The following is a 26,119-nucleotide window of genomic DNA, read 5'->3' as shown; positions in this document are numbered from 1 at the left end:
GCTCCACACGCTACCGGTGGCTGGCGCCGCGGAACCCGCAGAGTCGCAGTCTGCGCCACCCTGTTGCTCAGGTGGGGCCGAGGCGTTCAGCCCGGCAGCGATCAGCTCGCGCAGCACGTCCGCCCGGGGACGTCCGGCGGCGAACTCGCTGACCCGACGCTTGGCCTCCTCGTCCAGGCGGACCTCCCACTTTGAGCCGATCGCGGGGCGAGCCCGACGGCGCGGCGCTCTTACTCAAGGGCCAGGACCCTGCGGGACCTCGTGGTGGGACGTACGGGTACGAAGCCGGTCCGCTGCGGTGTCGAGCGCCGCGTGCAGCTCGGGCAGGAGGGCGAGTGCGGCTTCTACCGCGGCCGCGGGGGGCTGCTCGTCCGCCTGCACGGCGCTGAATGCTTCCAGCGGGGTCAGGGCGGCCATGCGGCGGCGCCACGCGCGCTCTGCGTCGCCACTGGCGTAGCGCTGAGTCAGGGCCTCGACCTGCGTCAGCTCGACACCGGCGAGGAACCCGGCGATCCCCTTCTTCGCGACGTGATCGCAGATCACCTGGGACTCACCGCCCCATCCCGGGCCGCCGGAGGCCTTGGACTGCGCGACGATGTTGGCCACGATCGCCACCTCGCGCCCGCGGGCCTTGGGGTTCCTCGTCTTCTCGAAGAACTTCTCGACGTCGAAGGGGTGAATCCCGGGGCTCTGGAAGTCCTTGTCGGCCGGGGAGGCGTCCAGGGTGAGGCGCAGCACCCCGAGGGCGTACGTCTCCTGCGACAGCGTCCGCTCGTACAGCAGCCCTTCGGCCGCCTCGGGCTCGGCCGACTTGGCGGCGCGTCGCACCTGCGCCACAGTGGGGCCGTCCCGCCACGCGAAGTTCCACTCGCGGCGGGCCTCGTCGTAGCGGGGCTCGATCGCACCAGGGCCCCAGGGCAGGCCGAACTGCCCGGTCAGCGCGCTGGCCAGCCGCCGGAGGCGGGCAGAGCGGTTAGCGACCGCCATCGGGACCCTGCACGATGGTGACTTTGCGGCCGGTGAGCCGGGAGAGCTCTTCGGCGTCGCCGGCGTCCATCGCGGCACGCAGGTCAGCATTCCGCTTCAGGTCTGCCAGGAGCTGGGCCTTGACCTGCTCGTCCTCCAGGCCGTCGATCGGGAACAGGGACCGCCCGGCCGCGTACGACTGCACGAACGCGGTGGCGGCCTGGTGGACCCGCTTCCCGTCGGCGTCGGGAGCGGCGAATCGGCGTACAACCCGGCCGTCCTCGTCGCGCTCGACACCGCCGCGGCTGTCGGGGACGGTGTCCGTTAGGCGCCGCTGGAACCTCTCGACGCTGTCGCGCAGCTGGTCGGCCGTCTGGTTGGCGTAGTACCAGTTCCCGTCCTCGGCAGCGCCGAGGAAGCGGCTGAGGAAGTCCACGACCCCGGCAAGGTCTTTGGCAAGGTTCTTCTCCTCGCTGGTGCCGGCCAACAGGTCGTATACCGAGGGTCCGTCGGTCATTTCGCGCCCTTCGCCGGGAACTTGAAGTACGGGCAAGTCTTCCACGACCACGGGATGCGCAGGCCCGGTATCGGCTCACGGATGGAGGAAGGTCGTTGTACTCCACCATGCCCCGCCAGCCGGTGGGTGCCGAACAGTAAAGGTCCTTTGAGGAGATGCCCGCCCCCACAAGAAAGCGGGCATTCAGTCATGAACGCCGCCCCACGCTGGGTAGGGTGCGGAACATCAACCCCGCACCCACCGTAGGGAATCACCCGTGGACGCATCCGCGAAGAGTCTTGAGCTCGCCTACCGCGACGAGCTCGTCGCCCTGGACGACGCGGAGAGGAAGATCCGGGCTCTCGCCAACACCATCATGCAGCGCACCACCCGGGTCGAGCGCCTGCACATTGCCCGCGAGGAACTAGCCCGCGTCACCGGGCAACCGGCACCGGTCGACGCGCGGGCGGGGAACAGCCGCCGCCTCCTGGCTCAGCTCTCCGCCCTCGGCATCATCCCCGGCACCCACGAGAACGTCGCCAACGACCTCCGCGCCGCCTGTGAGCGCGTGGGCGCGGGCCCGGCCGACTACGGCATCATCGCCGAGGAACCGATCGGGGGCGAGGGCCAGGGCGCCCCGGCGGCAGAGACCGTCGAGGCCCTGCCGGACCCAGAGCGCGCGGAGATCCCGCAGGACCCCCTGTTCGACGCCGACGACCTCCAGACCCCCGGCCCGGCCCCGGAGAGCACGGCGAACACGTCCTGGTTCGCCGACCTCGACGCCCAGCAGGCGGCGAGGGCGGAGACGCACGCCTCCTCCTGGTACGCCGCGCCCCGCGCCCCGGAGGCCACCTACAGCCTCGCCAGTGGCTACGCGCCGCCGTCCGAAGGCGGGCCCGCAGCCGGGCAGGAGGCGATCCGGGGGGTGTCGGAGGTCCAGGCGGGGAAGCCGGACCGGGTGAAGACCGGCACGTTGGCTGAGCCCGCCGGGGAGGCGGTGGTGATCCCGGCGCAGGCGAAGGCGCAGGAGGCCGGGGCAGATGACGCGAACCTCACCGAGCTCACCTACAAGGTCCTTGCCGCCGCGGTGGAGCCTCTGACCGCCGGCGACGTCGCCCAGGCCCTCGGCGCCACCCTCGGCCGCGAGGTGGACAGCCGGGAGGTGGAGAACACCCGCAACCGCCTCAACCGCCTCAAGAAGGCAGGGCGTGCCGTGCAACCGGGCCGTGGCCTGTGGGCCGCCCCCACCGCCCCGGCGCCCAGCCGGAAGAGGAAGAAGGCGGCGGTGTCCGCCGCGGAGAGCGTCGCCGGACACTGAACCAGCCGCAGTGTCGCCGGACACCCTCTCACTGCCTGTTTCTGATCCCTATCCGTGCAGGTCAGCGACAGAGGTGGAAGTGCAGGGCGAGACTGACCCGTTCGGAGAACGGTCACGGTGACGGTTCCGCGAACGGAACTCCCGAGGCAGGCCTTGATGTCCTAGCTCGGACACCAGCCGCAAGGTAGCTACGGGCGACGCTCTGAACCAGCTCAAGTCCCCGCCACCCGCCCGCACCCGCACCTACGCTCCCCGGCATGACCCTGACAGCGATCCTCGCGGCGACCATGGCCCCCGCGCCGGCTCCGGCCGCGCCGAGCCCGAGCTACTTCCCGTTCCTGATCGGCGCCCTGGTCACCATTGTCGTCACCATCGTCATGGGCGCGGTCAACATCCGCTCTACCCGTGAGCTGACCCGCCTCACGCTCGACGAACAGCGCGCCCAGCTCAACGCGAAGGCCGACCACGACCGGGCCGCCGACCTGCGCACCGCCCAGCACACCGCATACCTCGCGTTCCTGAAGGACATCAGTGCCCTGCTGGTGGCGTGCGACGTCTACTCGGCCGACCCTGCGGACCTGGAGCCCGGCCGCTGGGAAGGAAACGAGACCGACGAGACCTCGGAGCTTCCCCAGCCCCTGCGAGCGCGTGCCGGGAAGATCCGCGAGTCACTGGCCGAAGTCCGCCTGGCCGGCGGCCCCGAGGTCGGGACGCTGGCCAGGACGGTGTTCGGGAAGGTTCTCCGCCTGGCCGACCAGGGCGTGGCCGTCGCGCATCAGCGGTTCCTGCGGGACGCCGTCCCGGACGGCGACATACGAGGCGCCAACCACGCCGATACCCAGCTGGCCAACTACCTGCACGACTACCGGATGGTGCGCGCCGAGTACGCCGAGGCCCGCCGGGTGTTCCTCGCGACGGTCCGGGCGCAGCTGTGGGGGCCCGACGCCTAGATCACCTCGCTACCTTGCGGCTGGTGTCTGATCTAGGACACCGAGGCCAGGCACGGGTGGCCCGAGTGACTGAGGTCGAGTTCACCGTGGTGAACTCGACCGAGGGGTGGCGTTGACGGCCGCGAATGCGGCCTGGAGGGCCTTGTTTCCAAGGGTAGCGAGAGGTCTCGGCCGTGGGATCAGAAACAGGCAGTCAGCCCTGAGGTGCGGTGTTCGGTTCCGGTGCCGGAAGGGGGCCGACGGGTTCCCGGTGAGCTCGCAGGGTGCGGGATGTCCCCGCCGACCTTCAGTCGGCCGGGGTGTGCCGGGACACCCCGGCAACGGCCCCGGCTGCGCGCGCCGTAAGCTCGGCGATCACCGCCGTCAACTCTTCACCCGTCGGCCCGCTCTCGAACCGGTGCTCCTCCGCCCGCCCGTTCTCGTGTATCAACAGGCGGAAGGGGGCGGTGGCCGAACGGATTGAGGCGGAGGGAGGGATCGGCCGGGCCCGCACCTGGTGCTCGCGGCCGTCGATCGGGTAGACCACCGCGCTGGCCACCGCCTGCTCCACCTGCGCCGGCGACCAGTGGAAGCGGCGCCCGGCGCCGTCGAGGTCGCGGAAGCGGTGCACGGCGTAAAGAGATGTTGACCTGGGGTCGTGGCTGTCCTGGTGACGCTGCTCCACCCACCACACCACCGGTCCGGCCCCCGCCCGTTCGTGCGCCCCGTTCCGTAGGCGTACGGGTCGTCCGTTCATCTTTCCGGTCAACCGGGCGCCATGACTAGTACCTGATCGGTCATTCCGCAGCGGGAGTCAGCTGCTCAGCGGGCGGGGAGAGGCGCGGGGATGAGGGGAGCAGGGGCCCACCAGCCCGCCTGCGTCGCGATCGCCAGGCTCTGCTCGATGGCGCGGTCGATGCCAGCGCCCGGGCCGACCGCAGGGAGGTACAGGACGTGGCAGAGAGCACGTTCGGCGAAGCGGCGAAGCCAAGTCCGCTCGAAGTGGATGCCGGTCACCAGGTCCTCGCCGCCGTAGCGCAGGTTCGCGTGGCCGTCGTCGCCGATCCAGCACTCCCAGCCGGATTCCCGGGGCGTGGGGTCGGCCATGGGGACCATGCCGGTGGCGTGGGGGAAAGCGTTGTCCCGATGGCCGTCGTGGGTGAGGATCAGGCAGGGTCCGAGGCCGTTGCCGTGGCCGACGACCACTGGTTCGGCCTTGAGCTGCGAGAACGTCGGTATCTGCTCCATCCCCGCAGCCTACCGGGGTGTCCCCGGACGCAGCCGCGGGCACCGAGCTTCGGAAGGCGCCGACCCTCGACGGTGCCGCGCGCCGCGGACAGCGCCGGGGCTGGCCTCAGCACACTTCGCCAGCGCGTCGGCGGGCACAGGGTTCAGCTCGGGGAGCCGGTTACGGCCAGGGCGCCGTCACCGTCCCGCTGGATCTCCCGCACCTTCAGCCGGGGAGGAGAGGAGTAGAGGACCGCGCCGCCGACGAAGAGGGTGAACGAGAAGGTCTTGCACCACGAAAGCGTGCGGCGCTGCTGCGGGTCGGCGTCGGGCAGCGTCAGCTTCACCGCGAGCTGGCCGCCTTCGGCGGGCTTGAAGCCCTGGCACACGATCGGCCCGGCCATCTTCATGACCGTGCCTTCGGCCCTGATCTCGACCGCGTCGCCGGTCATCGGGCGCAGCCCGGGAAAGCCGGTCACACCGCCGCTCCCAGAGAGACTTCGGCGATCGGCTCCCACAGGATCTGCGTGCCGTCGTGCCACTGCTCAACGAGGTGGAGACGATCCGCGAGGACGGTACCGGAGAGCGGGCCACCGAGGGCCGCGAGCGCGGCCTTCAGGCTCCCGCTCTCGATGCTGTCGGAGCCCTCCGATGATGGTGCAGTCGGGTATCGGAACTCTCTGAATAGCCCCCCATTGTTGGGGATTGGAAACGACCAGACCCGCTCCGCGTTTCAGTCGTTCATGTCATCTATCGGTGGCCACCAGAAGAGATTCTGATCAACATTTCGGGATGACCAAGCGTGACTGATGGTCAGTTCGATCGCAGATCGTTCTCTCATGTCCAAGTGGCCAGCTCTGCACGGCAGGCGGTGCCATTTGCGTACGGAGCACCCGTGGCAGCCGTCGTTCCCGGTGCCGGTCCCGGGGGAGGCCGGGATTCACCTGTCCGCACGGCGATGATCGGGGTAACGTGCCCCTGCCGAAGCGGCTTGACGATCAGTCAGGGGAACTGTCGTATGTACCTGAGTGTGCCTTTCGAGAACGGCGAGAGCATGGTCGTGGAGCTGCCCGAGGGGCAGGGCTCCGGGGTCCTGCGGGCGACTCGGGGAGAGGCGCTGATCGAGTCGTCGGCTGAAACCTTCGAGTCCGGCCTGGCCCGGGTGCGGCATGTCGCCGGGGTTCTGCTGGAGCGGCTGGCCGACCTGCCCAGGCAGCCCGACCACATCCGGGCCGAGTTCGGGATCAAGATCACGACGGAGGCGGGGCTCGTCGTAGCCAAGGCGGCCGGCGACGCACACTTCACCCTTGAGCTGGAGTGGAGCCGCCGCGAGAGCGGCGGATGAGCCGGCCGCCGGACGAGCGGGACTCACCGGTCTGGGAGCGCGGGATGGCGCGTGTCCTCGACGGTGGGCGCCCGGTGGGGGCCGCGTTCTTGATTTCTGGTCAGCTCCTGCTCACCTGCTCGCACGTCGTCGCCGCCATCGCGGGCATCCCAGACGACCAGGCCCTGCCTCTGGAGTTCCCCGTCGCGGTCGACTTCCCGCTGCTCCCCGGCTGTCCCCAGGTGGCGGCCAGCGTTCAGTTCAGCGTTCCGGTGGCCGCCGACAACAGCGGCGACGTCGCCGTGTTGCGACTGGACGACACGCCTCCGACCGGCACGGTCGCCCTGCGGGTTCTGGAGTCGGACCAACTGACCGGCCACCGCTGGCGTGCGTTCGGGTTTCCGAGGTACTCGGGGCCAGGCGGCAGCAAGGATGCCGGGATCTGGACCCGGGGCACCATCGAGGGTCGCGAGGGCACCGGCTGGTGGCAGCTCACCTGCGACGAGACCGCCGGGTTCCCGCTGGCCGGTGGCTTCAGCGGGGCGCCCGTATGGGACGAGCAGTTCCACGGCGTCATCGGTGTCGTCGTCGCGGTCGAAGGAGACCAGCGGCGACGGACCGGCTACGCGCTGACGGTGGAGTCGCTGGCCCGTGAATGGCCACAGTTACGCTCCCGCCTGCTGGCTGATAGCCCCTTCCGCGAACTTCTGCCGTTCACCGAGCAGGACCAGGCGGTGTTCCACGGACGAGGCCACGAGACACGCCGCCTGCTCGAACTTCTGGAGGAGCAGCAGGTTCCCGTGCTGCCGGTGCTCGGCGCCTCCGGCGTCGGCAAGTCCTCCCTCACCAGCGCCGGCCTCCTGGCACACCTCGGCAACACCACCCACCTGATCGCCCGGATTCCCCACGGGCTGAGGCTGACCGCCGAGGAGCTGCTCGCCTGGGCCTTGGCCTCCGCCGGTGACGCGGATACGAGCACACCGCACTGGGGCGAGCGCTGGAGCGCCCTAGCCCGCCAGCTGGGGGACGAGCACGGGCTGCGCACCGCACTCGAACAGACCTTGGCCCGGCATCCCGGACCATCCAAGCTCCTCCTTGTCGTCGATCAGTTCGAGACCCTGCTCGCGGACGCGCCAGAGACCGCACGCAAGCTGGACACGATGCTGGGCGTCCTGACCGCCCGGCGGACCGACGGAAGCAGGCCCGCCCAGGCCGTCGTCGTCGCCCGGATCGACTTTCTGTCACAGATCGAGCAGCTCCCCGTCCTGCGTGCTGCATGGGAGACGACCCACGTCGTGGTGGCGCCGATGACACGGGACCAGCTGCACGCGGCCCTCACCCTCCCGCTGGAGGGGCATGCCGGCATCCGCTACGCCGACGGCCTGGTCGAGCAGCTGCTGCGCGACACCCCGTCCGGTGCGGCGGCACTGCCAATGCTGGAGTACACCCTGAGCCAGCTGTGGCAACGGCAGGAGTATGGCGTACTCACTGCCGCCGCCTACCAGGAACTCGGCGGGGTCGAGGGAGCGCTGGTCAACAATGCGGAGCGCACCCTGTGGGGATGGGCGGACGAGTCGGAGCGCGAGGCTCTGGAGAGGATCTTTATCCAGCTGGTCCGCCCTGCCGAACAGCTGGATGCCGGGGAACGCGGCCCCGACACCCTCCGGGTCGCCGACCGAACCCAGTTCTCCGATCATGACTGGTCGCTGATCCACCGTCTGGCCAGCACCCGACTGGTCGTGGTGACCCGCCGCCCGAACGGGCTGGACACCGCCGAACTGGCCCACCAGGCACTGGTGGAGAGCTGGCCACGGCTACGCAGCTGGGTCGAGGATAACCGCGCCTTCCGCAGCTGGCAGGAGGACCTCCGGCGCACCATGCGGATCTGGCGGGAACAGGGCCGGTCTCCCGGTCTGATCCTGGACCGGCGTCGGCTCGACGAGGCGCGGCGCTGGCTCGGGACCCGGGCGGAGCAGATACCGGACGAGGAAGCCGACTTCGTCCGGCACAGCGGGCTCGTGCGGGCACGTGAACGACGCAGGCGCAGCGTCCGGTTCGCGGCCCTGTGCATGGCGCTGGTCGTGGCCGCGGCCGCAGTCGTCGTGGCCGTACAGCGGAGCCAGGACAGCAGCGCCCAGCACCGTGCCAACCTCGCGAGAAAGCTCGTCGGGGAAGCTGCCGAGCTGGATGCCGCTCAGCCGGACCGGGCCAAGCAACTGCGCATCGCCGCCTTCCGGCTCGCCCCGACCAGGGACACCTACAACGCCCTCCTCGCGGCCTTGCCCCTGCCGGGGACCATCGCCGACCCCGAGGCCACCGCACTCAGCTCGGGCGGGGGGCTGCTCGCAGTCGCCGGGGGCAGGACGGCACGCCTGTGGAGTCTCACCGACCACGCGTTCCTGGCCGCTGTGCCCGTTGGGGGCACGAGCACGGCCGTCGCGCTCACGGCGGACGGGAGTCTCATGGCGGTGGGGTCCAGTCAGGGGGCGATCGGGCTCTGGGATACCGCACACCCCGACCGGCCACAGCGGCTGGCCGAGGTGACCGGCCCGTCCGGGCCGGTCCGCGGCCTGGTGCTCTCCCAGGACGGCCGCACGCTTGCCGCCATTGGCTGGGACCGCAACGTGAGGGCATGGCAACTCACAGACCGGGCCCGGCCCCGGCTCTTGTCCCTCCCTGAAGCCGACACAGGACAGGCGTCAGGCGTGGCCGTCAGCCCGGACGGTCGTACGGTAGCCGCCGCGGACCTGGCGCGCGGCGTGCGGCTGTGGAGCCTGGCCGACCCCCAACACCCCCTTGGACGGGTAGGCACCCAGCCGCCGAACACGGCGCGCGCGGTCGCCTTCGCCCCGGACGGCCGCTCCCTCGCGACAGCCGGCGACGGCGAGACCGTCCACCTGTGGGACGTCAGCGACCCGCGCAGCCTCGCAGCGCCGAGGGTGCTCGACAAACAGGGCGGGACCTCGGCCGCCCTGGCCTTCAGCCCGAACGGCAGGACGCTCGCGGTGACGCAAGCGACTCCCGAGTTCGGTGACACCAAGCTGTGGGGCTTCACCACCCCCGAGCATCCGGTGGAACTACCCGCGCTGAAAGGCGGCAGCGCTGCCCTGGCCTTCACCCCCGACGGCCGAACCCTGGCCACCCTGGGCCGGTCGGACCACCGGACCCTGACCGCGACGGACCGCGTCGAACTCTGGGACATCGGTGGCGGCGCGGTCCGATCCGCCCTGGCCACGGTGACCCATCCCCAGTGGCCGCAGCTGAAGCTGACGCCGGCGGCGGCGGTCGCCGAGGACGGCCGCCTCCTGGCGACCGGCACACACGACGGCGCCCTTCTGTGGGATCTGAGCAATCCTCGTGAACCGCAACCTGCCGCCCAGCTGGATGCGACCCGCGAGAGCGGAACCGAAGTGGCCGGAATGACCTCCGTCGCTCTGCACGGGCACCTGCTGGCGATCGGCCGGCCCAGAGCGGCCAAGGAGGGAGGCAACGTGGTCGCCACCGTGTCCCTGTGGGACGTCGCCGATCCCCGGAATCCGATCGCGATCAGTTCAACCGGAATCGGACGCTCGACCTCGTCGGCGCGGGTCGAAGTGACCTTCAGCCCGGACGGGCGGATGCTCACGGCGGCCCTCAACTCCAATGAGCTGCGCCTACTGGACGTGACCGATCCAGCCCACCCAGCCGTGCGAGGCGCCGTTCCCACCAACGGCCGCGGGCACCCGGTCATTAGCTTCGACCCGAGCAACACCGTGCTCTCCGTCAGCGAAGGCGCCTCCCTGAACAATGCCGACGCCGACAGCCAACTCTGGGACCTGAGCGACCCCGACCACCCGACCGCACTGACCGCGCTGACGGCACGGCTCAGCCAGGTCACCGCCACCGCAGTATCCCCGCGGCAGCGGCTGCTCGCCTCCTCCGGCGCCGACGGCCTACTCACCCTGTGGGACATCCGGCAGCTCGCCGCGCCCAAGCGGCTCGGGACGGCCTCCGGCGCCACCGGCCCGCTCCGGTCTCTGCGATTTAGCCCAGACGGCACAGCTCTGGCAGGCATGGACGACGGAGGCGGAGTGCACCTGTGGGACGTGTCCACCCCCGAGCACACCACCGTGACCGCAGACTTCCTCCCACTGGACAGCGACAGTGAGAATCACGCCGCACTCACATCACTGCGGGCCGACGGCGGCAGATTCCTCCTCAGCGCCGGATCCCCGGGGACGATCGTGGTCCGCGACACCGCCACCGAGACACTCCTCCAGCGGCTGTGTGACGCGACCGGAATGCCACTGGGCGCCCCCACCTGGAAGCAGTACCTCCCCGACATCGACTACCAGGCCCCCTGCGGCCGTCCCAGATGACCCCAACCTCCACCGTCCCACGAGCAAGTGAGGTCCCCATGTACCTGCTCCGACGCCACCGGCCACGGCGACTCGCCACCATGGCCATGGCCGTTGCGACGGCATCCACCCTGGCCACCAGCTGCTCCGACGTCCACCCCTCAGACCAGCCACCCGCCGTCAGCAGCCCCGCTCCGGACGGCCCGTCAGCCATCTCCTCGCCCAGCCCGCACCCGGTCGACCCCTCCCTCTTCGCCGGAGAATGGAGCGGACACGGCCGCTATCTCACGATTGCCCAGGACGGTTCCTTCGAGGCCGGCGGACGGACCTACTACAACTGCGCAGAGGAAAACCGCACGCCCTGTGACACCTGGGCCGCCGACGGCGAAATCACCAGCGGTCTCCACGCCACAGGACGCCTCATCAGTGGCGAGGGGACGAACGCTACCGGCGAGGTCGCGGAGAGCAACGACCTGAAATGGCTCCCCAAGGGCGCTGTCACCGTGACCCTCAACCCTGCGATCGACAGCGTCTACTTCGGGGGCATCCTCTACTGCGGGCCCAAAGCCCCACCCGGAGTGTGCTGATCGTCTTCAGCGGTCAGGTCCAGGACATCATCAACTGCATGGCATCTCCACACGTCATGGGTCTGTCCCCGGAATCAGTCGGTGTGGGTCTGTGGGCGAGGGCGGGTAGCGGAGCGGGCGGCGACCGCGGCGGCGTAGGCCATCCAGCTCCACCGCGACGTTCCCGATCGCGGGCCGGTCGAAGGTGATGGTGAAGGGCTGTACCTGCCGCGCCCAGCCTTCGACGTCATCGAGGAGGGCGTCCAGGTCGACGCCCTCGAAGGGCAGGCCGACGGTGTGCAGGAGGGTGCAGTGGATGCGGTGCAGCGGCACGCCCGGCAGCCCGGGCCGGAAGAATCCGGTGTACGGCGCCGCGAGGGCGAGCGCCTCCTCAGGCGTCGGCAAGAGGTGCCAGTGGAGGTCACGGCGGCCCGCAGGCCAGATCCCTGAGACCCGGTCAAAAAACGATTCCACCCAACGCCCCCAACATGTTTATGGACTTGTCCGTCGCGAGAGCGTCCCACACCCCCGCCCGGAAGGTCAGATGGTGATGGAGAACCGGGTGCGGAGCTTGTGCATCCCGGCGGTGTACCCGGGACCCCAGCGGGTCATGCTGAAGTCGAACGTGTCGTCGTACGAGCCCTCCTGGGTGCGGTGGTCCAGCGCGATCTCCCGCCACTCAGATGCGAGCGGCCAACCGCGACCTGACCCTCGCAGGCGCCATCGTCCTCGCTCCAGGCGAGGCGTCCGCGAACTGGATGGAGCCGCAGATGCAGACGATCTCGGGTCGGTCGGGCACGGGTCAGTCCTTCGGTCGAACGGGAAGCCGTCTGTGGGCATAGGGGCCACGAGCGGATCTCGGGAAGGAGTGGCAGGTGGCCGCGCGAGCTGCAGGAGCGCCTGCGAGGCGTCGAGGTCGCCGGGGGACAGGTCCCGGATTCGGTTAATGCTCATCCATGGCCGACCACCGCCGTGCGCAGCGCGAGGGATCGGGCGAGTTCGGTCAGGTCCTCGCGAATCTCGTCGGCGAGGACAGAGTCGGGGACGTCCGGGGACGCCTTCGTGGACTCGATCAGGAGCGTGCCGCCGGTCATGTCGTGCTCGTGGGCGTGGCGGGCGAAGGCGTGGAAGAGACCGGCGAGGACGTCCGTCCCGCCGATGGCCATGGCGACCGCCTGCTCGCGGGTCAGGCTGCTCACGAACGCGGCAGTGTCCGATTCGGCGTGCTCGTCGTCGGGAGGCCGGGACATGAGCCCGACGAGCGTGGCGAAGTCAGCGAGGCCCCGCACCTGGTTCTCCACTGCCCGCTCCCCGCCTTCTGCCCGCGGTGGGTGTCCTGCGACACTTCGCCGGCGCCGGTGTCCTTCGAGACTCCGAACCTACCGTCTGGCACGGGCGATCGGAGACCAGTTGCTCTTCGAGGCCAGCGGTCACCCGCGGGGCGCGAAGGAGGTACGTGGGAGATTCTGTGGCGGGAGCCCCAGCGTCGTCTCCACGGCCAGCAGCAGGTCCTGGAGGCGGTTGTGGAACACGGCCCGCTCCCAGTCCGCCAGCGCGAAGGCGCCCTGGAGTTCTGGGAGCAGCTGCCAGTGTTCGTAGGCGGACGCGGGGGCGTCGGCGATGGCCTGGCGGACCTGAACCGTCAGCTCGGCGAGGCGGCGGTGCTGCTCGGCGGTCATGGTGAAGTGGGGCCTGGTGTCCATGGGGGTCCTAGTCTCGCGGGTGGCGCTGAGGGCCATTCTCCCGAATGTGGACCGAGGCTGACTGGGGTTCACCCGATCCGGTGGCCGTCTCGCGGATGGGATCCGGTTTTGGGGCCGGTGGGGTGGTTCGGTCTAGGGTGCGGTGCACCGGGTCTGCGATCTTGGCGAGGGCTCGCGGAGGATGCCGGGTACCCGCCCTCTTCTTCGGCACCGTGCGGGCCGGTCGTTTTCTGTGCCCGCCCTCGGAGAGGTGGTCGTCCTGCCGCGGTTGCCCGTGTTCGGTGCTCCGGGATTCGAGAGGCTGCGCTGTGATGCAGGGTCTTGGAGTGCGTTCGCTCCCCAATCTCTAAGTGTGGTAACGGCCCTAGCCACCACCATCTCACCTCAAGTGCGCGAGCCCCGCGCCGCCTTCGTGCACCGTGACATCCGTGATCAGCCACCAACCGGTATCAATGTGGATGGCTAGGGCCGTTACCACACTTAAGAAGGTAGGGTGTGGTGGTGTGACGAACCACCTCCACAGCACGACCTGCGGCCCGGACGAAAGCGAACCCTGCCCGTACGCCCACGACTCCTGGGTACGCCTCGCCGACTGGACCGCCGACGACTCCCCCTACCACCTGGAGTCCGGAGCCTTCTCCCCCGAAGCCCGCCGCCACTACCGGGGCTACGTCACCAACTGGCTGCGCTGGTGCGACCGCGCCGGCTACGACCCGTACACCCTGGACCGCCTCCTGATCGGGGACTGGATCGGCGAGGAACACTCCGCCCGACCGCTCGCCACCCGGGGCGTCATGGTCTCCGCCGTCCGCTCCTTCTACCAGCACCTCCTGGCGCTGGGCATCGCCGACGGCATCAGCCCCGACATCACCCGCGCCGCCCTCACCGGAGCCGTCGTCCCCACCGACCCGCTGCGCACCGGCCTGCGCGGCGACGGCCCCCGCTGGCTCATGCAAGCCGCCGACCGCCTCACCGGCCGCGACGCCCTCCGCGACCGCGCCGTCATCTACCTCCTGCTCAACGGCTACTTCGGCCACGAGAAACTGCGCCCCGGATCGATCCTCGCCCTCGACGTCGAAGACGGCACCAACGAAGGCCACCGCACCACCTGGAAGATCCGCCCCAAGACCGGCGACAACACCGGCACCGTGGTGGTGACCATCAGCCGCGACGCCGCCCGCATCCTCGACACCTACACCGGCCTCACCCGCGCCGGGACGCTGGAACCCGACCCCGTCTTCGGCCGGATCACCAACCCCAAGCACCACACCTTCCCCAGCCGGGGCGCCCTCCTGACCACGTCGGCCGCCCGCGCCAGAGGCGCCCGCATGGCCCGCTCCGACACCATCAACCGCATCGTGCGCGCCGTCGTCGCCACCCACGAAGAACTCGCCCCCCACGTCGGCCGCCTCTCCGCCGACTTCATCGCCGCCACCCCACCCCCCGGCAAACACCCCAAAGACCAGGACGACCAGACCGACGGATGAAGGTCGCGAGCAGCACCTCGCCGGCGCAGATGCTGTTCGTCACCCGCCGCGGGTTGGGTTTTGTCACACTGGCGGGTATGAAGCGACCCAGTGAGCGCAAGCCCCGTCCCGCCGCGTGGTGGTCGGACCCCGAGCACGCGGCGCTGCACGATGGCGGCCTGCCCGCGCTGCTCGCCTTGGAGAGTAACGCCTCGCCGATCCGGGGCGGGTTCATTCCGTACGAGACCGGCCCCTCGTTCGAGGGCTTCACCCAGGGCGGGTCCGAGCCTGGCGGGCAGGCCGCCGAAGCGTCTGGGTGAGGTGGAGCACCGCGGCCGGCGGTGCTCCACCTCACCTCGGAATCAGGCGAAGGACGACAAAGCAGGCGCGAGCAGATGAACGGCAGCCTTCAGTGCGGCCCGCCCGGTCAGAGCGAGGTCCTGGTGGGTTGGCGGCCCGGTGGGCGCGGAGCGGGCAGTGGTACCGAGGACCTGAAGGGCTTCATGCACAGGCCGCACAGGATCGGGCCATCCGTCAGCGAGCGGGGAGTGAGCTGCAGGCGACGCGAGGGGGTGCAGCAGCACACGGCGGTGACCCGCTTCCCCGCCCGCGTCGACGGCTCTTCCTCGGCGTTCTCCCACTCGATGTCGAGGCTGGAGATGAGACGGTCAAGGCGGCGCATTTCGTTGGCGAACTGCTTCTCTTCGAGCTTGATTCGCTTGTCGCGCTGGCGGACTTCGAGCTGGTGCCGGGCGTAGATCCTCTGGTCGCGCTCGGCGGCGATGACGCGCCGGGTGCGGAGATGGTCAGCGTAGGGGAGGGATGGGTCGTCCAGTACGGCGATCACCGCCGCGTACTCGGCGGCCGTGGTGTCGGGGACGGTGGAGTCGGAGAAGCCGATGACGGGGTCGGGGACGGTGGGGGAGAGAAGACCGAGCTCGTCGGCCAAGTCCACGAACGTGCGGTTGTGGTAGCGGCAGGAGTTGGAGGTGTCCTTGAGGCCGCGGGCGTAGGCCAGGCCGTGGGCGGCCTCGTGGAGCAGGACGCGCATCACCGCCCGGCCGCCCTCGGAGACGGCCTCTCCGGAGACGTACAGCTCGGGGCGTAGGTCGTCCCCGGTGCGGCCGACGCTCCAGACGCCTGCGGGGTGGTAGGCGAAGTGGCCCCAGTGGTGGTCCTTGTTGTCCAGTGCGCGCCCGGCGACGACGAGGACTTCGGGAACGTCTGGGTGGCGGGAACGGATCGCGTCCCAGGCGTTCTCGAAGGTGGCGACGAGGCGGGAGCCGTGCTCGGGGCTGTCGGTCATGATTCATTAACGTGTGCACGTTATCCCTGGTCACAGCAGGTCACCGCCTTGGGCGATAACGTGCGCACGTTATCGCCCAAGGCGGTGACCTGGCAGTACGGAGCCTCGGTGCTCCCTGGTAGGCAGCCGGAATACGGCGGAAGGATGCCGTAGGGGCACGTTAGGAGCACAGGTTCCCGCGTTGTGCGTGGTCGAAGTCACGGACGAGCGGGCACACCTCGGCGTCCGCACCAACCAGACGGGTGGGCTGAGCCCCGCCGATCCGGCGCCACCGCAGCCCTGCCATGTCGGTGAACTCCAATCCGTACAAGAAGGGGGCGTCCCCGCCAAGTTCGCAATCGGCGGGGAAGTGCAGACTGAACCTCTTGCTCTGACCGCCGAGAATGCGGTGCTCGGCATCATCTTCGGATCCGCACATCCCGTAGGACAGCGCTTCCCGGCAGCCACCCTCGGGTGCGAAGTAGATGAGGGGTCTGCAATCGACGATGGGGCCCTCCGCGTCATTGGAGACGGCGAGGATCACATGCAGGTCACCATGGCGGTAACCCTCTCGGCTGGCGCTGCCGACAAGCGTGACGAGCCGTGCCGGCTTGAGCTCGTTGTCCTTGTCCTGGCGTGCGGTAATGCGCAGGTTCTTGGCAGCCATAAGGATGACGAGCAGGGTCAGCCAGCCAGACACCGGGCCCCAGCTGACGCCCGACAGCACGTTCGTGAGGCTGGTCAGGAAGTTGGTCATGAACCAGTGTGGGCCGATAGCCAGCTCTGCGGCATGATTCCGCCGCATTCCAGTTGCCCACCTCCCTCGGCCGGCTGACTGTCGTACGCCACCCGCCGCAGGCCGGTAACTTCGTGAGCCGACCAGCACGTGGAAGGCGGACGCATGGAGCAGTGGTTAAAGCGGCGGCCCGTACGGGAGCCCAAGCGGTACAAGGTGTTCGACTGCAAGTTGTGCCCGTACAAGGGGACCGACCAGGGCATCCGGGGGGTCGGCGCGCGGTGCGCGGCGTACCGGGTGTGTTCCTCCTGCGATGCCTGGCTGACGTGCGTGGGCTACCGGTTTCTCGGGGACCAGGACCCGGACGGGCGCCGCGTGCTGCGGATCGACGGCCGCCACTACCTGTCGTGGTCCGAGGAGCAGGGGTTCCCGCCGGAGATCGGGTACGTCGGGTTGGAGGTCCACCACTACGCCTTGCTGGACGACCCTGGCACCGTGCACTCCACGGAGCGCCTGTGGCTCATGGGCAGCATCCCGGCCGCGTTTCGCGGCAGGCTTCCGGATAACGCCGTCTTCGCCGCAGCTCCGTAGAGCGGGCGTCTACGCCGCTGCGGCAGCCCGGGTTCCGCACGCACAGGGGCAGGCGCACGTCGGATCGGTGACCATTCCGGGGGTGCTCCGGCCATCACGGTCGATGCGCAGCCAGCGGCGCAGGTTCCGGGTGGCGACGAACAGGTAGCCGGCGGTGCCCAGGAGAAAGCCCCATTGCCCGAAGAGCAGGGAGTAGGCGATCCACGCGGTCTGACCGACGATGGTGAACGCCCACCCGTACCAGCGGCCAGAGCCCTGGAGCCACAGCCCGGTCAGTCCGACGCCCGCGAGGATGAATGACCAGATCAGCATGGAATCGACGCTAGCGCCTCATGTCGGTTTGCCGGTGGTGGTGTTGACAGGGGCACCGGTGACGTGTCAAGGGTGGTGTCGTGAACGAGTCGACCCCGGGCCAGCCTCGCTGCGCCGCCCGGATATTTCTTCCCCACAGTGCCCCCGTCCAGCCGGGCTGGCACCGGTGCGAGCTTGAGGGCGGGCACGAGCTCTACGAGGAGGAGCACCACGCCGAGCCGCTGTGTGGGACCGAAGTGATGCCCTTCGCCGAAGGCCTACATTCCTGGATCCGCTGGAAGGGCTGGACCACGAAGTACGAGATCTCGGTCTTCGACCACTGCGAAGCCCCCCGGAACGATCCGGGCGACCTCGATAACGACCACTGCTGGCTCTACGACCAGCACCCGGGCCGCTGCGCCTGGGCCCTGGCCGACGCCTGACCGCTACGGGCAGAGGGCCAACATCCGCCAGGACTCCGGGCCCTACCTCGGCACCGGCGGCGCCTCCGCGTTCCAGGACGTCATGGGCGTCTTCTGGACGTAGTCGTGGGAGAGCCCGACCGGCCGGCCGCACGGGTCCCACCCAGCCGAGCTGGCGCAGAGCACAGCCGCTGGCGGGGTGCTCTCCCGCACCTGCCGCGGGCTACAGGCCGAGGAAGTGGCGCAGCCACGGCCACGCGGAGAGCACGCCGAGGGCTGCACCGATCCAGGCGATGTGGACGAGGTCGGCCCCGGCGTTGGGCTTGGACCGGATGAGGAGATCGCGGTGTCCGGCTCCGCCGCCGTGGACGTCGGCGCGGTGCTGGTCGCGGGCGGCGATCGCCTTGCTGCGGGGCATTCGGTGGGTGGTGACGTAGATCCGGCAGGCGGAGCACCAGGGCCGATATCGGTAATACACGAGAGGCTCCTCGGGGCCAGAGCGGGCGGCCAGAATTCTGGCTAGCAGAGTGGCAAGAGTGCGGTGTGAGCTGCGGTTTCTGGGGGCTGAGGTCGGGCGGGGTGCGGAAGTGGGGGGGAGAGGGGGCCCGGAAGGGGGTCAGGAGAAGTCGTTTTGGATGTTGGTGATGCGGGGCTCGGTGGGGGTGAGATCGACGGCCCTGGCGACCTCGGGGGAGGGTAGGTCCGAGGCCCTGATCCCGGTCAGGTTGTCCCCTTTCACCGACACCTGGCGGCGTACGGTGATGCCGTGGAAGTCGGCGTGTTTACGGGCGCTCCCCTTCTCCCCCAGGGCCTTGTCCAGGGTCGCGAGATGGACTCCGACGGTCCCCGGGGCGATCAGTGAGCGAGTGAGGAGGACGAAGCTTTCGCGGTCCATCAGGTGGGTCTGAGGCCCGGGTTCGGCCTCTTCTTCGGCGTCGGGATCGGTGTCTTCGGGGACGGTTCCCTCCCCCGAGCTCTCGTCGGGTTCCTGGTCGTCGGCGGTGTCGGATGCGGCCAGGTTCCGGTGGGCGACGACGAGGGCGATGATCATCCACAGGGCGAGAGCCGCAGCAACGAGCATGGACCGGTACGAGGCGTCTTCGGGTATGTCGTCCCACTTCACGTAGAGGGTCCAGACGCCCCACGCGGCGATGAGGAGGCGCAGCTTCCAGTCTCCTGTGAAGGTGATCTTCCAGAGCCAGGAGGCCATGACGTTGGAGCCGTCCCACAGGGCCCGCAGGTAGGACCCGGCGAACTCGACTTCCTTGCTGATGTTCACGTCGGGCTCCTACAGGTGGATGAGGGCGGCGAGTCCGGTGGCGACGAACTGGGCGACCATCGCGTACCCGGCGCCGGCCGCGTTGTAGAGGGGGGCGGCGAGGAACCCGGCGAACGCGCTGCGGCGGGCGGTGAGGTTGAAGAGGACGATCACGAGGGTGACCGCGATGCACAGGGCGGCGTAGCCGACTCCGGCGAACACCGGGTTGGACTCCCTCAGGTTGTCGATCAGCCGCATCAGCGAGTCGGCCGGGGCCTGCCATGGTCCGCCCGCGGCCTGGTAGAGGGACGCGGCGATGAACGACATGAGGGCGGCGGCGGCGGCCTGCCCGATCTTCTTCTTCGGGTTCTTCTTGAGGAAGGCGATCATGAGGACGGTCACGGCGAGCGCGGCGCCGGGGTATCCGATGTCCCCGAGCCACGGGCCCGGGGCGGCAGCGGCAAAGTACACGGGAGGACTTCCTGATTCGCATCGTCACCGTTCCGGCTGCCGCCACCGAACCCGACCCGGAACCGGAAGAGGCGGGATCATGGCGCGACTGGCAGCGCCTGGCCTACTTCGCGGCCGCCGCCGGGGCCGGATACGCCTTCAATCGTCTCGCCCGGCCGACGTGCAGGTGGCGGACCCCCACCTCGTCGGTCGCCGCGGTGATCTCGGGCACCTCCTCCCCCGCCGGGTGCTCTCGGGCACCTGCCGCGGAACCTGCGCTGGCGAAGGTGCGGTCGTTCACCTCTCCAGGCGGTGGTCGGCCACGGTCATACTGAGCCGTGACGATCGAGCAGACCCAAATCGAGCTGATACAGCAGGCCCACCGCTACCTCGGGAAGGCCATGTTCGCGGCCGCGACCATGGAACGGGCCCTGGTGAACGCCGCCGCCGACCACCGTCTCGCCGCCGCCCGCGCCGAGGGCCGGGAGCTGGGCGCCGACCCGTGGAAAAAGGCCGCCAGCGAGGGCATCGACAAGAACCTCAAGCGGCTCGGCCCGCGCCTGACGGCGGTCGACGGGCTCGAAGACCGCCTCACCGCCGCCAAGGCCGATGACGTCGGCGCCGCCCTGATCGAACAGGCCAAGAAGGCCCGGTAGCCGACCGACTCCCGGGGCCGCCGATCGGCAGCCCGTCAAGCACCGCGGCCGGCACCGGTGCTGTTCCTCACCTGGCAGGGGCAGATTGGTGAGAAAGTGTCCGGTCATGAGCAAAGTGTTAGTGACCGCCGAGCGGAACGTAGAGATCTCTCACCACCAGTTCGTGGTGCAGGACTTCGAGTGGGATGAGCACGCTAATCCGCCGCTGACCACAGACGGCAGCCTGGGCGTGGGGGAGAGCAGCGTCCGCGTGATGAGCCTCGTGCACACCCATGCCGCCGAGGTGGCCGTCGAAGTGTGGGACGGGGAGCCGGACCCGGCCAAGGTGCCGGTGGTGGGCGAGGCGACGATCCTGTCCCGGTCCGGAGTCCTGCTGATCGACCAGCTCTTCGACGGGTTCGCCGGTGGGCCGGTTGCGCTCGGGATGCCGGGCCTCTACCGGGTGCAGGTCTGCCGGGAGCTGGCCTACCCGGCCGAGGGAATCCAGGACGTCGCCCAGGGAGGCGTGTACGAGGGTCTGGAGCGGTACGTGATCCGCTTCTGGCAGACCGGTCCCCTGCCGGACGGCCAGGACTTCGAGGACCGCTTGACGGGCTGAAACAGCGGGGGCCCGCACACGACCGTGTGCGGGCCCCCCGGGGGGATGGTGCGAGGTCAGCCGCCGATGATGGGGTAGAACCCCTCACGGTTGATGACCCGCTCGTCCTTGTACCAGGTGGCGAGCCACTGGCCAGCGGTGTTGTTGTCCGACGAGGTCACGTAGCGGACGGAGAAGTTGCCGTCGCCGAGCCCGGCGCCCTCCATCGTGGACGCGAAGGGGTACTCGTCGCACTCCTTGCCCACCGGGGTCCCGGACGGTGACAGGGCCTTGCACGCGTTGTTCTTCGCGGTCGTATTGTCCTTGCGACGCTGGTAGTTCTCCACGTCCCAGACCACGTTGGCTGCGTAGTGCAGCGGACGGCCGGAGCCGATCCTCCCGGGGATGGACTTGCCCACCTTGGGCGGGTAGGTGGACTCGGGGTTGGTCTGCGCGTCGTAGATGTGCTGAGCGACCTCGTTCACGGCCGGATCGCTGCGGGTGTAGTCCCACAGGGCCGCGTACTTGTCCGAGAAGATCGTCGCCCCGGCCACCCCGAGGTACGAGGCGGAGTCGGCACGGACGTTGGTGGAGTGCAGGGTCACCCAGCCGAGGTTGAGGTCGGACCGGCCCTGCTGGTTGACGGTGCACCGGCTGATCTTGTCTGGGGTGTAGCCGTCGGCCGCGTTGCTGTTGATCTCGAAGACGGCGGTGGAACCGGAACGCCAGGCGGCCACGGTGGTGGGGGAGTTGCCGACGACGCCACAGGCCGGGTTCGAGCCGTCCGTGTCGGAGTAGCCGGAGGTGCTGTACGAGAGTTCCAGGCGGACCAGGGCGGCCGGGAGGACGACGCCCGAGTCCACGAAGTTGTAGAACTCGGAGGTGAAGAACGTCTTCCGGGAGCCCTTGTCGCCGCGTCCGGCGGTGGTCATCCGGAACGTGGTGTTGCCCTGGACCTGGCCTTCCTCGTCGATGTAGTAGATGACGCTGTCGCGCCCGGCGCACCAGTTGAAGCGGTCCATCGCCATGGAGGCGTTGCCGTCGGTGTCGGTGTTCTCCCGGCACCACTTCACCGTCACGAACGGCGTGGAGTGCGGGACCGGCCCGGCGAGGGCGACCGTTCCGGAGGGCGGGGTCAGGGGCCGGGTGATCTCGCTCTTCGCGGCTTCCTCGCGGGCCTTCGTCAGCGTCGGCGGGACCGGAACGTCGGCCGTGCGGGCGGTGGTGAGGGTGGCGGGGAGGGTGGCGGGGAGGCGGGAGCCGATGGGGAGGGCCGGGTGCTGGTCGTCCACGATCCCGCCGAACACGGCCTTCACGGGCGGTTTTGCGGCCGTTGCCGTGGTCGCGGGGAGGGTCGCGGTGAGGAGAAGGGCAGCGCTGAGAGCGCCCAATAAGGCGCTGGTTCGCTTCATGAGCCGGGAGCGTAGTACACGCGTTCGGCCGTTCGGGAGATGTTCGCGAACATCCGTACCGGGGCCGAGCGTCCTCCGACACACGGCCGGCGGTCATGTCGTGGGACACTCCGCGGTCATGGACGACGAACCTCTGGAGTCGTGGGCGCAGGGCTATTTGGCCCGTCAGCAGGAGCGTGTGGGCAGGCTGCGGGCGGTGCCGGTGGTGCCGGGCCCGGCCCGTGCCGTGCATGTGGACCCGGACAAGCCCCGGGTGATTGAGCGGTGGGATGGCTACCAGTGGTTGCCGTACACGGTCGCGGAGAACTACGCGCAGGCGCAACAGATCCTGTATCCGCCGCCGCCGAGGCAGGAGGGGCCGACGGCCGGCGGGCCGGTGCCGTCGCGCGGGCGGGGGCGGCACCGCAAGCCGAGCCCCGGCGAGGACGGCTAGTAGAGGTCGGCGTCATCGCCGGTGTAGAGCCAGGCCGGTGGTTCGACGGGCGCGAGGGCGGCCCGGGTGAACCGGGGGCGGGGTGCGGGGAACTGGGCGGCACGGACGAGTTCGCCGTCGTGCTCCCACTTGTCGATCCGGCGGGTCATCACCGTCACGGACACCTCGTAGTGCTCGGCGATGCTGCGGATCTTCTGTCCGCGCAGGTGGCGGCGCATGATCTGTAAGCGGTGGGCCTGGAGGTAGGCGTCCACCTTCTTGTGGGACACCTTCGGTTCGTGCTCGGTGTCGGGTTCGTGCTCGGAGGTGAAGACGGGCATGACGGTGCTCCGGTAGGTGATGAGTGTCGTGGGACATGCGAGCCGACGGAGTGTCGCCGGACACAGCGCGGCCCCGGAACCCTGTGCCGTCCGAGGAAGTGGGTGCCGGGGCCATGCCGTTTGAGCGGTACAGACTGGAGACTCGGCAGGTGCCGACCCCTAGGCGACGTCCTCGGTGGCCTCCTCCTCCGTGTCGGTGGCCTCGGCGTCGATCTCTTCGGCCGCGTCCGGGTCGACAAACAGGACAGCGGCAGCGATGAATGCGCGCATGACGGATTACCCCCCTTTCCACAGGTGGGTCACGCTCGATCGGTACAGGCGAGACAGTAGCGCCCCGTGGGGTACCCGTTCGCCAATTCGTGAATATGCCGGGCCGGTTGCAGCGAATCAGCTACGGGCGTCGGCGGTCGTCTTGAAGAGATGCTCGGCGCGGTGCGCACGGTCCAGGAGGACCGGGGTGAACGCGCTGACCTGCGTTCCGTAGGTGACGCAGGACCCGCAGTCGAGGTCGTAGTCGGGTAGCTGTTCGGGGTGGCAGACCGCGATGTGCTCGGCGAGGACCTCGGCGCTCTTGTTGCGCTGTCGGACCCCGGTCTCCGTTCGGACGGCCCAGAACAGGTTCCGCCAGATCACGACTCGTATTCGGCACACCGTGCAGTCGGCCATCCACCTGGGGATCTCCGGCAGCGAGCGCGCCGGGGCATGGGCGATGGATCGGATTGTCACGCAGGTGACGGTACGGGCCCTGGCGGGCGCGCACCCTCGCAGTTCCGGCCAAACCCCGGCGGGTGTGGCCGGGAAGGGTGTCGCCCGACACCCGCGCCGACCTCATGTCGTGCAGCTCAGGCCGCGGGTCAGCGGGCGTCGTCCAGGACGCGGCGGGCGCCCTGGGCGAGGAGGTCGGCGGCCACCCCGTGGCCCACGGCCTCGGGTGAGGGGCCCTGGAGGGTGGACTCCAAGCGGGTCTTGCCGTCCGGGCTGAACACGGCGCCGGTCAGGCGCAGCTCCTTGCCCTGGACGACGGTGTCGGCGTGCCCGGCGATCGGGGCGAGGCAGTGCCCGGCCAGCGCGCGGAGCATCGTCCGTTCCGCGTCGGCCTCGGCCCCCGCGTGCACGTCGCACAGCCGGGACACGGCCGCGATGGTGGCCTCGTCATCGGTACGGGTCTGCAGGGCCAGGAGCCCGGCCCCGACGGCGGGCAGCATCCGCACCGTCGAGATCGTCTCCAGCACCATCCCCTCCCCGATCCGGGGGTCCGCACTGCGGAGACGTACCAGGCCACACCGTGCCACGATCAGGGCGTCGATATCCCGTTCCGCGAGAAGCCGCAGACGGGAGTCGACGTTGCCCCGTACCGGGACGGTGACGAGGGCGGGGTTGTAGGCGGCGAGCTGCGCCACTCTGCGCGGCCCGGAGGTACCGACCCGGGCGCCGGGGAGCAGCTGGTGCATGCGGGTCCCGCCGGCGGTGACCATGACGTCGTTGACGGCGTCGCGGGCCGGGTAGCCGACGACGGTCAGCCCGTCGGTGGGCTCGGTGTCGCCGGGCATGTCCTTGAGGCAGTGGACGGCGAGGTCGGCGCGGCCGTCGAGGAGGGCCTGCTCAACGCCCTTGATGAAGGCCCCCTTGCCGCCGAGGTCGGCCAGGCGGCCGGCCCAGCGGTCGCCCTCCGTGGACACGGGCAGGATCGTGACATCGGTGCCCGGGTACCAGTGCGCGAGCCGGTCACGGACCTGCCCAGCCTGGAAGAGAGCCATCGTGGACGGACGGGACGCGATCGTGATGCGTTCGAGAGTCATGCCGCGCACCATATGCCCGCCAGAGCAGCCCAGTTGCCGTCACCTTGTCGGCGAGCACGGAAACAGGACGGACCCCACCGGCAGGGGGTCCGAGCCGGGCAGTGTCCGGGGACACGGTGACGGTGACGGCGGCCGCGTTCTGAGGCGCAGGCCGCGGCGGCCCTACGAGCGGAGTTTGGCTGCGTGGGGCGACATGACTACCGGCCTGCGCCCCACGACACCAGGCGCGGGCTACTTGTGAAAGATCGCCTCGACCTCGGCGGCCGTCTGCCAGGCCGCGCCCATCATCACCATCAGGACGACCACGGTCTCCTTCTGGGACTGTGGATCGGCCGCCCAGACCTCGCGCATCACGGCCATGATCTCGGCGGCGTCCTCACCGGCCGGGTCGATCCCCGCTTGTGTTCCCGTCGCCCGCTTGTGCAGTTTCAGGTCGGCGGCGGCGTTCATAAGCCGCGCGCAGAGGGAGGCGGCCTTGGGAAAGTGTCGGTGGGCTTCGGCGTTGGGGATCGCTGAGAGCCCCGAGCACACTGAGGAGAGCAGGCTGAGCAGCGAGGCCTGTTCCTCGGGGTCGAGTCCGTACCAGTGCAGATCGACGTAGATGTTGTCCTCAGCGGCGGCCAGCCCATCGCGGGCGACCTCTTCTACGAGCCGGTCGAAGGCTTCCTGCGCAGTGCGCTTCACGCCGGCGTCACCCGGCCGCTCCTCGGGCTCGCCCCGCGGGCCGCCTTCACAGGCGGCGGGGATGTGTTCGTCGGGGGAGGATGAGGAGGGGGAGTGCTGGTCAGACACGGGAGTCTCTTCCGGTGCTCTGGCGGCAGTCGAACAGCAGAGGAACACGTTGGAACCTCTGGAACACGGGGCGTCGCAGACTGTACTGGCTCCGGGCCGAGTCGGGACTGGCCGGCTGCGTGAGCTCGGGGAGTGCTCGTCGTAGTCCGCCCCTCCAGTGTCGGGGACGACGACTGGGAGGGCCCTTCGCCTTCCGTAGACCGTTCCGTCCGGAACAAGTTCCTCGGCACGCGGCAAGTGAAGGCGGCCGAAGGGTTCCGCGGTCTGGTCAACGCGGGTAAGTAGCTGATGACGCCGGTGCGGGCACAGCGTGAGCTTGCTCCCGCCGATGCGCGACGCCCCCTCTTGAGGGTGTCGCACTACGCGTCCGATGGCGTACGACGTGCGCCATCAGGCGGCACTATGCGAAGCCCCCCACCCCGGTTCCGACGGGGTGGGGGGCTTACGCACTCCATGCCCAGCACTACTGAGCAACGTGGCCGGCGAACGCCGACCACGCGAAGGCTTGGGCCGGCTGCCCGGCTCCTCCTGATCTGGTGCGGTTGCCCTCAGCGCGCTACGAGCCAACGTGGCCGGTGAACGCGGACCAGGCGTCGACAGAGAACGACAGGATCGGCTGGGTCACCGCGCCGTTCTGCTTGGAGTCGCGGACCACGACCGGCACGGCGGTCTGGTAGTTGGCCTCCAGGCATTCCCCGTTGGGGTCACCGCTGTAGGAGGACTTGAACCAGCCGTCGGTACGGGTGTTGCGGGTGGTGCTCATGT

The 26,119-nt window shown here is 69.7% G+C and carries 33 protein-coding genes; 12 read left to right on the top strand and 21 right to left on the bottom strand.

The window, feature by feature from the left end:
- Positions 1-234: 234 nt before the first annotated feature.
- Positions 235-987, bottom strand: coding sequence for a hypothetical protein (locus OG247_RS44515; RefSeq protein ID WP_327258134.1), 753 nt, complete (start codon positions 985-987; stop codon positions 235-237).
- Positions 974-1,483 carry a hypothetical protein gene (locus tag OG247_RS44510; protein WP_327258133.1) on the bottom strand — a complete coding sequence of 170 codons (510 nt, stop codon included), beginning with the start codon at positions 1,481-1,483 and terminating at the stop codon, positions 974-976. The genes OG247_RS44515 and OG247_RS44510 overlap by 14 nt, the downstream gene beginning before the upstream one ends.
- A gap of 256 nt (positions 1,484-1,739) precedes the next feature.
- Here OG247_RS44510 and OG247_RS44505 point away from each other — a divergent pair, with 256 nt between their 5' ends.
- Together OG247_RS44505 and OG247_RS44500 are read left to right on the top strand one after the other, a co-directional pair.
- Positions 1,740-2,780: a hypothetical protein gene (locus tag OG247_RS44505; RefSeq protein ID WP_327258132.1), complete on the top strand. Its 1,041-nt coding sequence runs from the start codon at positions 1,740-1,742 to the stop codon at positions 2,778-2,780.
- A gap of 257 nt (positions 2,781-3,037) precedes the next feature.
- The gene (locus OG247_RS44500; RefSeq protein ID WP_327258131.1) at positions 3,038-3,730 is read left to right on the top strand and encodes a hypothetical protein; all 693 of its coding nucleotides are present in this window, start codon (positions 3,038-3,040) and stop codon (positions 3,728-3,730) included.
- Between the two features lie 286 nt (positions 3,731-4,016).
- Here OG247_RS44500 and OG247_RS44495 read toward each other — a convergent pair whose 3' ends face one another.
- The 3 genes from OG247_RS44495 to OG247_RS44485 all read right to left on the bottom strand — a co-directional run bounded on the left by OG247_RS44495 (position 4,017) and on the right by OG247_RS44485 (position 5,415).
- The gene (locus OG247_RS44495; RefSeq protein ID WP_327258130.1) at positions 4,017-4,466 is read right to left on the bottom strand and encodes a hypothetical protein; all 450 of its coding nucleotides are present in this window, start codon (positions 4,464-4,466) and stop codon (positions 4,017-4,019) included.
- Between the two features lie 65 nt (positions 4,467-4,531).
- The gene (locus OG247_RS44490; RefSeq protein ID WP_327258129.1) at positions 4,532-4,957 is read right to left on the bottom strand and encodes a hypothetical protein; all 426 of its coding nucleotides are present in this window, start codon (positions 4,955-4,957) and stop codon (positions 4,532-4,534) included.
- Between the two features lie 143 nt (positions 4,958-5,100).
- The gene (locus OG247_RS44485) at positions 5,101-5,415 is read right to left on the bottom strand and encodes a hypothetical protein (protein WP_327258128.1); all 315 of its coding nucleotides are present in this window, start codon (positions 5,413-5,415) and stop codon (positions 5,101-5,103) included.
- A 551-nt stretch (positions 5,416-5,966) separates the two neighbouring features.
- Here OG247_RS44485 and OG247_RS44480 point away from each other — a divergent pair.
- The 3 genes from OG247_RS44480 to OG247_RS44470 are packed head-to-tail and all read left to right on the top strand — an operon-like array spanning position 5,967 to position 11,184.
- On the top strand, positions 5,967-6,281 hold the full coding sequence (locus OG247_RS44480) for a CU044_2847 family protein (protein WP_327258127.1): 315 nt from the start codon (positions 5,967-5,969) through the stop codon (positions 6,279-6,281).
- A 44-nt stretch (positions 6,282-6,325) separates the two neighbouring features.
- Positions 6,326-10,618 (top strand): nSTAND1 domain-containing NTPase, encoded by a 4,293-nt coding sequence (locus OG247_RS44475; RefSeq protein WP_327258126.1) that lies wholly within the window; start codon positions 6,326-6,328, stop codon positions 10,616-10,618.
- A 38-nt stretch (positions 10,619-10,656) separates the two neighbouring features.
- Positions 10,657-11,184: a hypothetical protein gene (locus OG247_RS44470; protein WP_327258125.1), complete on the top strand. Its 528-nt coding sequence runs from the start codon at positions 10,657-10,659 to the stop codon at positions 11,182-11,184.
- A 54-nt stretch (positions 11,185-11,238) separates the two neighbouring features.
- On the opposite strand, the gene OG247_RS44465 is transcribed toward OG247_RS44470, so the two are convergent.
- The 3 genes from OG247_RS44465 to OG247_RS44455 all read right to left on the bottom strand — a co-directional run bounded on the left by OG247_RS44465 (position 11,239) and on the right by OG247_RS44455 (position 12,866).
- Positions 11,239-11,568, bottom strand: coding sequence for a hypothetical protein (locus tag OG247_RS44465; RefSeq protein WP_327258124.1), 330 nt, complete (start codon positions 11,566-11,568; stop codon positions 11,239-11,241).
- Positions 11,569-12,113: 545 nt separating this feature from the next.
- Positions 12,114-12,464, bottom strand: coding sequence for a hypothetical protein (locus tag OG247_RS44460; protein WP_327258123.1), 351 nt, complete (start codon positions 12,462-12,464; stop codon positions 12,114-12,116).
- Positions 12,465-12,593: 129 nt separating this feature from the next.
- Positions 12,594-12,866 (bottom strand): hypothetical protein, encoded by a 273-nt coding sequence (locus tag OG247_RS44455; protein WP_327258122.1) that lies wholly within the window; start codon positions 12,864-12,866, stop codon positions 12,594-12,596.
- 503 nt (positions 12,867-13,369) lie between these two features.
- Here OG247_RS44455 and OG247_RS44450 point away from each other — a divergent pair.
- Both OG247_RS44450 and OG247_RS44445 read left to right on the top strand, forming a co-directional pair.
- Positions 13,370-14,353 carry a hypothetical protein gene (locus tag OG247_RS44450; protein ID WP_327258121.1) on the top strand — a complete coding sequence of 328 codons (984 nt, stop codon included), beginning with the start codon at positions 13,370-13,372 and terminating at the stop codon, positions 14,351-14,353.
- A gap of 77 nt (positions 14,354-14,430) precedes the next feature.
- Positions 14,431-14,652, top strand: coding sequence for a hypothetical protein (locus OG247_RS44445; RefSeq protein WP_327258120.1), 222 nt, complete (start codon positions 14,431-14,433; stop codon positions 14,650-14,652).
- A gap of 107 nt (positions 14,653-14,759) precedes the next feature.
- On the opposite strand, the gene OG247_RS44440 is transcribed toward OG247_RS44445, so the two are convergent.
- Together OG247_RS44440 and OG247_RS44435 are read right to left on the bottom strand one after the other, a co-directional pair.
- Positions 14,760-15,638, bottom strand: coding sequence for a hypothetical protein (locus OG247_RS44440; RefSeq protein ID WP_327258119.1), 879 nt, complete (start codon positions 15,636-15,638; stop codon positions 14,760-14,762).
- A 160-nt stretch (positions 15,639-15,798) separates the two neighbouring features.
- Positions 15,799-16,374, bottom strand: coding sequence for a hypothetical protein (locus tag OG247_RS44435; RefSeq protein ID WP_327258118.1), 576 nt, complete (start codon positions 16,372-16,374; stop codon positions 15,799-15,801).
- Between the two features lie 144 nt (positions 16,375-16,518).
- On the opposite strand from OG247_RS44435, the gene OG247_RS44430 reads away from it, so the two are divergent.
- Positions 16,519-16,944: a hypothetical protein gene (locus OG247_RS44430; protein ID WP_327258117.1), complete on the top strand. Its 426-nt coding sequence runs from the start codon at positions 16,519-16,521 to the stop codon at positions 16,942-16,944.
- A 9-nt stretch (positions 16,945-16,953) separates the two neighbouring features.
- Here the strand turns inward: OG247_RS44430 and OG247_RS44425 are convergent, their stop codons facing one another.
- Entirely contained in the window at positions 16,954-17,256 is a 303-nt protein-coding gene (locus OG247_RS44425; protein ID WP_327258116.1) for a hypothetical protein, read from the bottom strand.
- An 80-nt stretch (positions 17,257-17,336) separates the two neighbouring features.
- On the opposite strand from OG247_RS44425, the gene OG247_RS44420 reads away from it, so the two are divergent.
- Positions 17,337-17,678 (top strand): hypothetical protein, encoded by a 342-nt coding sequence (locus OG247_RS44420; RefSeq protein WP_327258115.1) that lies wholly within the window; start codon positions 17,337-17,339, stop codon positions 17,676-17,678.
- 202 nt (positions 17,679-17,880) lie between these two features.
- Here OG247_RS44420 and OG247_RS44415 read toward each other — a convergent pair whose 3' ends face one another.
- The 4 genes from OG247_RS44415 to OG247_RS44400 all read right to left on the bottom strand — a co-directional run bounded on the left by OG247_RS44415 (position 17,881) and on the right by OG247_RS44400 (position 19,666).
- The gene (locus OG247_RS44415; RefSeq protein ID WP_327258114.1) at positions 17,881-18,075 is read right to left on the bottom strand and encodes a hypothetical protein; all 195 of its coding nucleotides are present in this window, start codon (positions 18,073-18,075) and stop codon (positions 17,881-17,883) included.
- Between the two features lie 198 nt (positions 18,076-18,273).
- Positions 18,274-18,936 carry a hypothetical protein gene (locus tag OG247_RS44410; RefSeq protein WP_327258113.1) on the bottom strand — a complete coding sequence of 221 codons (663 nt, stop codon included), beginning with the start codon at positions 18,934-18,936 and terminating at the stop codon, positions 18,274-18,276.
- Positions 18,937-18,945: 9 nt separating this feature from the next.
- Positions 18,946-19,386, bottom strand: coding sequence for a hypothetical protein (locus OG247_RS44405; RefSeq protein ID WP_327258112.1), 441 nt, complete (start codon positions 19,384-19,386; stop codon positions 18,946-18,948).
- A gap of 103 nt (positions 19,387-19,489) precedes the next feature.
- Positions 19,490-19,666 carry a hypothetical protein gene (locus tag OG247_RS44400; RefSeq protein ID WP_327258111.1) on the bottom strand — a complete coding sequence of 59 codons (177 nt, stop codon included), beginning with the start codon at positions 19,664-19,666 and terminating at the stop codon, positions 19,490-19,492.
- A 37-nt stretch (positions 19,667-19,703) separates the two neighbouring features.
- Here OG247_RS44400 and OG247_RS44395 point away from each other — a divergent pair, with 37 nt between their 5' ends.
- Positions 19,704-20,021: a hypothetical protein gene (locus tag OG247_RS44395; protein ID WP_327258110.1), complete on the top strand. Its 318-nt coding sequence runs from the start codon at positions 19,704-19,706 to the stop codon at positions 20,019-20,021.
- 106 nt (positions 20,022-20,127) lie between these two features.
- A complete protein-coding gene (locus tag OG247_RS44390; RefSeq protein ID WP_327258109.1) occupies positions 20,128-20,619 on the top strand; it encodes a hypothetical protein in 492 nt (163 codons plus the stop codon).
- Between the two features lie 56 nt (positions 20,620-20,675).
- Here OG247_RS44390 and OG247_RS44385 read toward each other — a convergent pair whose 3' ends face one another.
- Positions 20,676-22,010: a NucA/NucB deoxyribonuclease domain-containing protein gene (locus OG247_RS44385; RefSeq protein WP_327258108.1), complete on the bottom strand. Its 1,335-nt coding sequence runs from the start codon at positions 22,008-22,010 to the stop codon at positions 20,676-20,678.
- A 118-nt stretch (positions 22,011-22,128) separates the two neighbouring features.
- Here OG247_RS44385 and OG247_RS44380 point away from each other — a divergent pair, with 118 nt between their 5' ends.
- Positions 22,129-22,443 carry a DUF6087 family protein gene (locus OG247_RS44380; RefSeq protein WP_327258107.1) on the top strand — a complete coding sequence of 105 codons (315 nt, stop codon included), beginning with the start codon at positions 22,129-22,131 and terminating at the stop codon, positions 22,441-22,443.
- Here the strand turns inward: OG247_RS44380 and OG247_RS44375 are convergent.
- From OG247_RS44375 to OG247_RS44355, 5 genes are all read right to left on the bottom strand, one after another.
- Positions 22,440-22,763 carry a helix-turn-helix domain-containing protein gene (locus OG247_RS44375; protein ID WP_327258106.1) on the bottom strand — a complete coding sequence of 108 codons (324 nt, stop codon included), beginning with the start codon at positions 22,761-22,763 and terminating at the stop codon, positions 22,440-22,442. The two genes, OG247_RS44380 and OG247_RS44375, sit on opposite strands and share 4 nt — an antisense overlap.
- Before the next feature lie 387 nt (positions 22,764-23,150).
- Positions 23,151-23,489 carry a hypothetical protein gene (locus OG247_RS44370; RefSeq protein WP_327258105.1) on the bottom strand — a complete coding sequence of 113 codons (339 nt, stop codon included), beginning with the start codon at positions 23,487-23,489 and terminating at the stop codon, positions 23,151-23,153.
- A gap of 128 nt (positions 23,490-23,617) precedes the next feature.
- Entirely contained in the window at positions 23,618-24,562 is a 945-nt protein-coding gene (gene hemC, locus OG247_RS44365; protein WP_327258104.1) for a hydroxymethylbilane synthase, read from the bottom strand.
- 231 nt (positions 24,563-24,793) lie between these two features.
- Complete coding sequence (locus tag OG247_RS44360) at positions 24,794-25,354, bottom strand: hypothetical protein (protein WP_327258103.1); 561 nt, start codon at positions 25,352-25,354, stop codon at positions 24,794-24,796.
- Between the two features lie 556 nt (positions 25,355-25,910).
- Positions 25,911-26,117: a DUF397 domain-containing protein gene (locus OG247_RS44355; protein ID WP_327258102.1), complete on the bottom strand. Its 207-nt coding sequence runs from the start codon at positions 26,115-26,117 to the stop codon at positions 25,911-25,913.
- Positions 26,118-26,119 lie beyond the last annotated feature (2 nt).

The organism is Streptomyces sp. NBC_01244 (genome assembly GCF_035987325.1).
Lineage (GTDB): Bacteria > Actinomycetota > Actinomycetes > Streptomycetales > Streptomycetaceae > Streptomyces.
The sequence above is the reverse complement of the archived record's forward strand: the minus strand, read 5'-3'. Positions and strand labels throughout refer to the sequence as shown.

Excerpts from the sequence above, each read along its gene's own strand:
- OG247_RS44455 (WP_327258122.1), bottom strand. The coding sequence starts at position 12,866 with ATGGACACCAGGCCCCACTTCACCATGACCGCCGAGCAGCACCGCCGC.
- OG247_RS44380 (WP_327258107.1), top strand. The coding sequence starts at position 22,129 with ATGGACGACGAACCTCTGGAGTCGTGGGCGCAGGGCTATTTGGCCCGT.
- OG247_RS44435 (WP_327258118.1), bottom strand. The coding sequence starts at position 16,374 with ATGACCAACTTCCTGACCAGCCTCACGAACGTGCTGTCGGGCGTCAGC.
- OG247_RS44495 (WP_327258130.1), bottom strand. The coding sequence starts at position 4,466 with ATGAACGGACGACCCGTACGCCTACGGAACGGGGCGCACGAACGGGCG.
- OG247_RS44440 (WP_327258119.1), bottom strand. The coding sequence starts at position 15,638 with ATGACCGACAGCCCCGAGCACGGCTCCCGCCTCGTCGCCACCTTCGAG.
- OG247_RS44500 (WP_327258131.1), top strand. The coding sequence starts at position 3,038 with ATGACCCTGACAGCGATCCTCGCGGCGACCATGGCCCCCGCGCCGGCT.
- OG247_RS44390 (WP_327258109.1), top strand. The coding sequence starts at position 20,128 with ATGAGCAAAGTGTTAGTGACCGCCGAGCGGAACGTAGAGATCTCTCAC.
- OG247_RS44415 (WP_327258114.1), bottom strand. The coding sequence starts at position 18,075 with ATGCCCCGCAGCAAGGCGATCGCCGCCCGCGACCAGCACCGCGCCGAC.
- OG247_RS44425 (WP_327258116.1), bottom strand. The coding sequence starts at position 17,256 with ATGCTGATCTGGTCATTCATCCTCGCGGGCGTCGGACTGACCGGGCTG.
- OG247_RS44355 (WP_327258102.1), bottom strand. The coding sequence starts at position 26,117 with ATGAGCACCACCCGCAACACCCGTACCGACGGCTGGTTCAAGTCCTCC.
- OG247_RS44445 (WP_327258120.1), top strand. The coding sequence starts at position 14,431 with ATGAAGCGACCCAGTGAGCGCAAGCCCCGTCCCGCCGCGTGGTGGTCG.
- OG247_RS44470 (WP_327258125.1), top strand. The coding sequence starts at position 10,657 with ATGTACCTGCTCCGACGCCACCGGCCACGGCGACTCGCCACCATGGCC.
- OG247_RS44515 (WP_327258134.1), bottom strand. The coding sequence starts at position 987 with ATGGCGGTCGCTAACCGCTCTGCCCGCCTCCGGCGGCTGGCCAGCGCG.
- OG247_RS44475 (WP_327258126.1), top strand. The coding sequence starts at position 6,326 with ATGGCGCGTGTCCTCGACGGTGGGCGCCCGGTGGGGGCCGCGTTCTTG.
- OG247_RS44430 (WP_327258117.1), top strand. The coding sequence starts at position 16,519 with ATGGAGCAGTGGTTAAAGCGGCGGCCCGTACGGGAGCCCAAGCGGTAC.
- OG247_RS44490 (WP_327258129.1), bottom strand. The coding sequence starts at position 4,957 with ATGGAGCAGATACCGACGTTCTCGCAGCTCAAGGCCGAACCAGTGGTC.
- hemC (WP_327258104.1), bottom strand. The coding sequence starts at position 24,562 with ATGACTCTCGAACGCATCACGATCGCGTCCCGTCCGTCCACGATGGCT.
- OG247_RS44510 (WP_327258133.1), bottom strand. The coding sequence starts at position 1,483 with ATGACCGACGGACCCTCGGTATACGACCTGTTGGCCGGCACCAGCGAG.
- OG247_RS44385 (WP_327258108.1), bottom strand. The coding sequence starts at position 22,010 with ATGAAGCGAACCAGCGCCTTATTGGGCGCTCTCAGCGCTGCCCTTCTC.
- OG247_RS44375 (WP_327258106.1), bottom strand. The coding sequence starts at position 22,763 with ATGCCCGTCTTCACCTCCGAGCACGAACCCGACACCGAGCACGAACCG.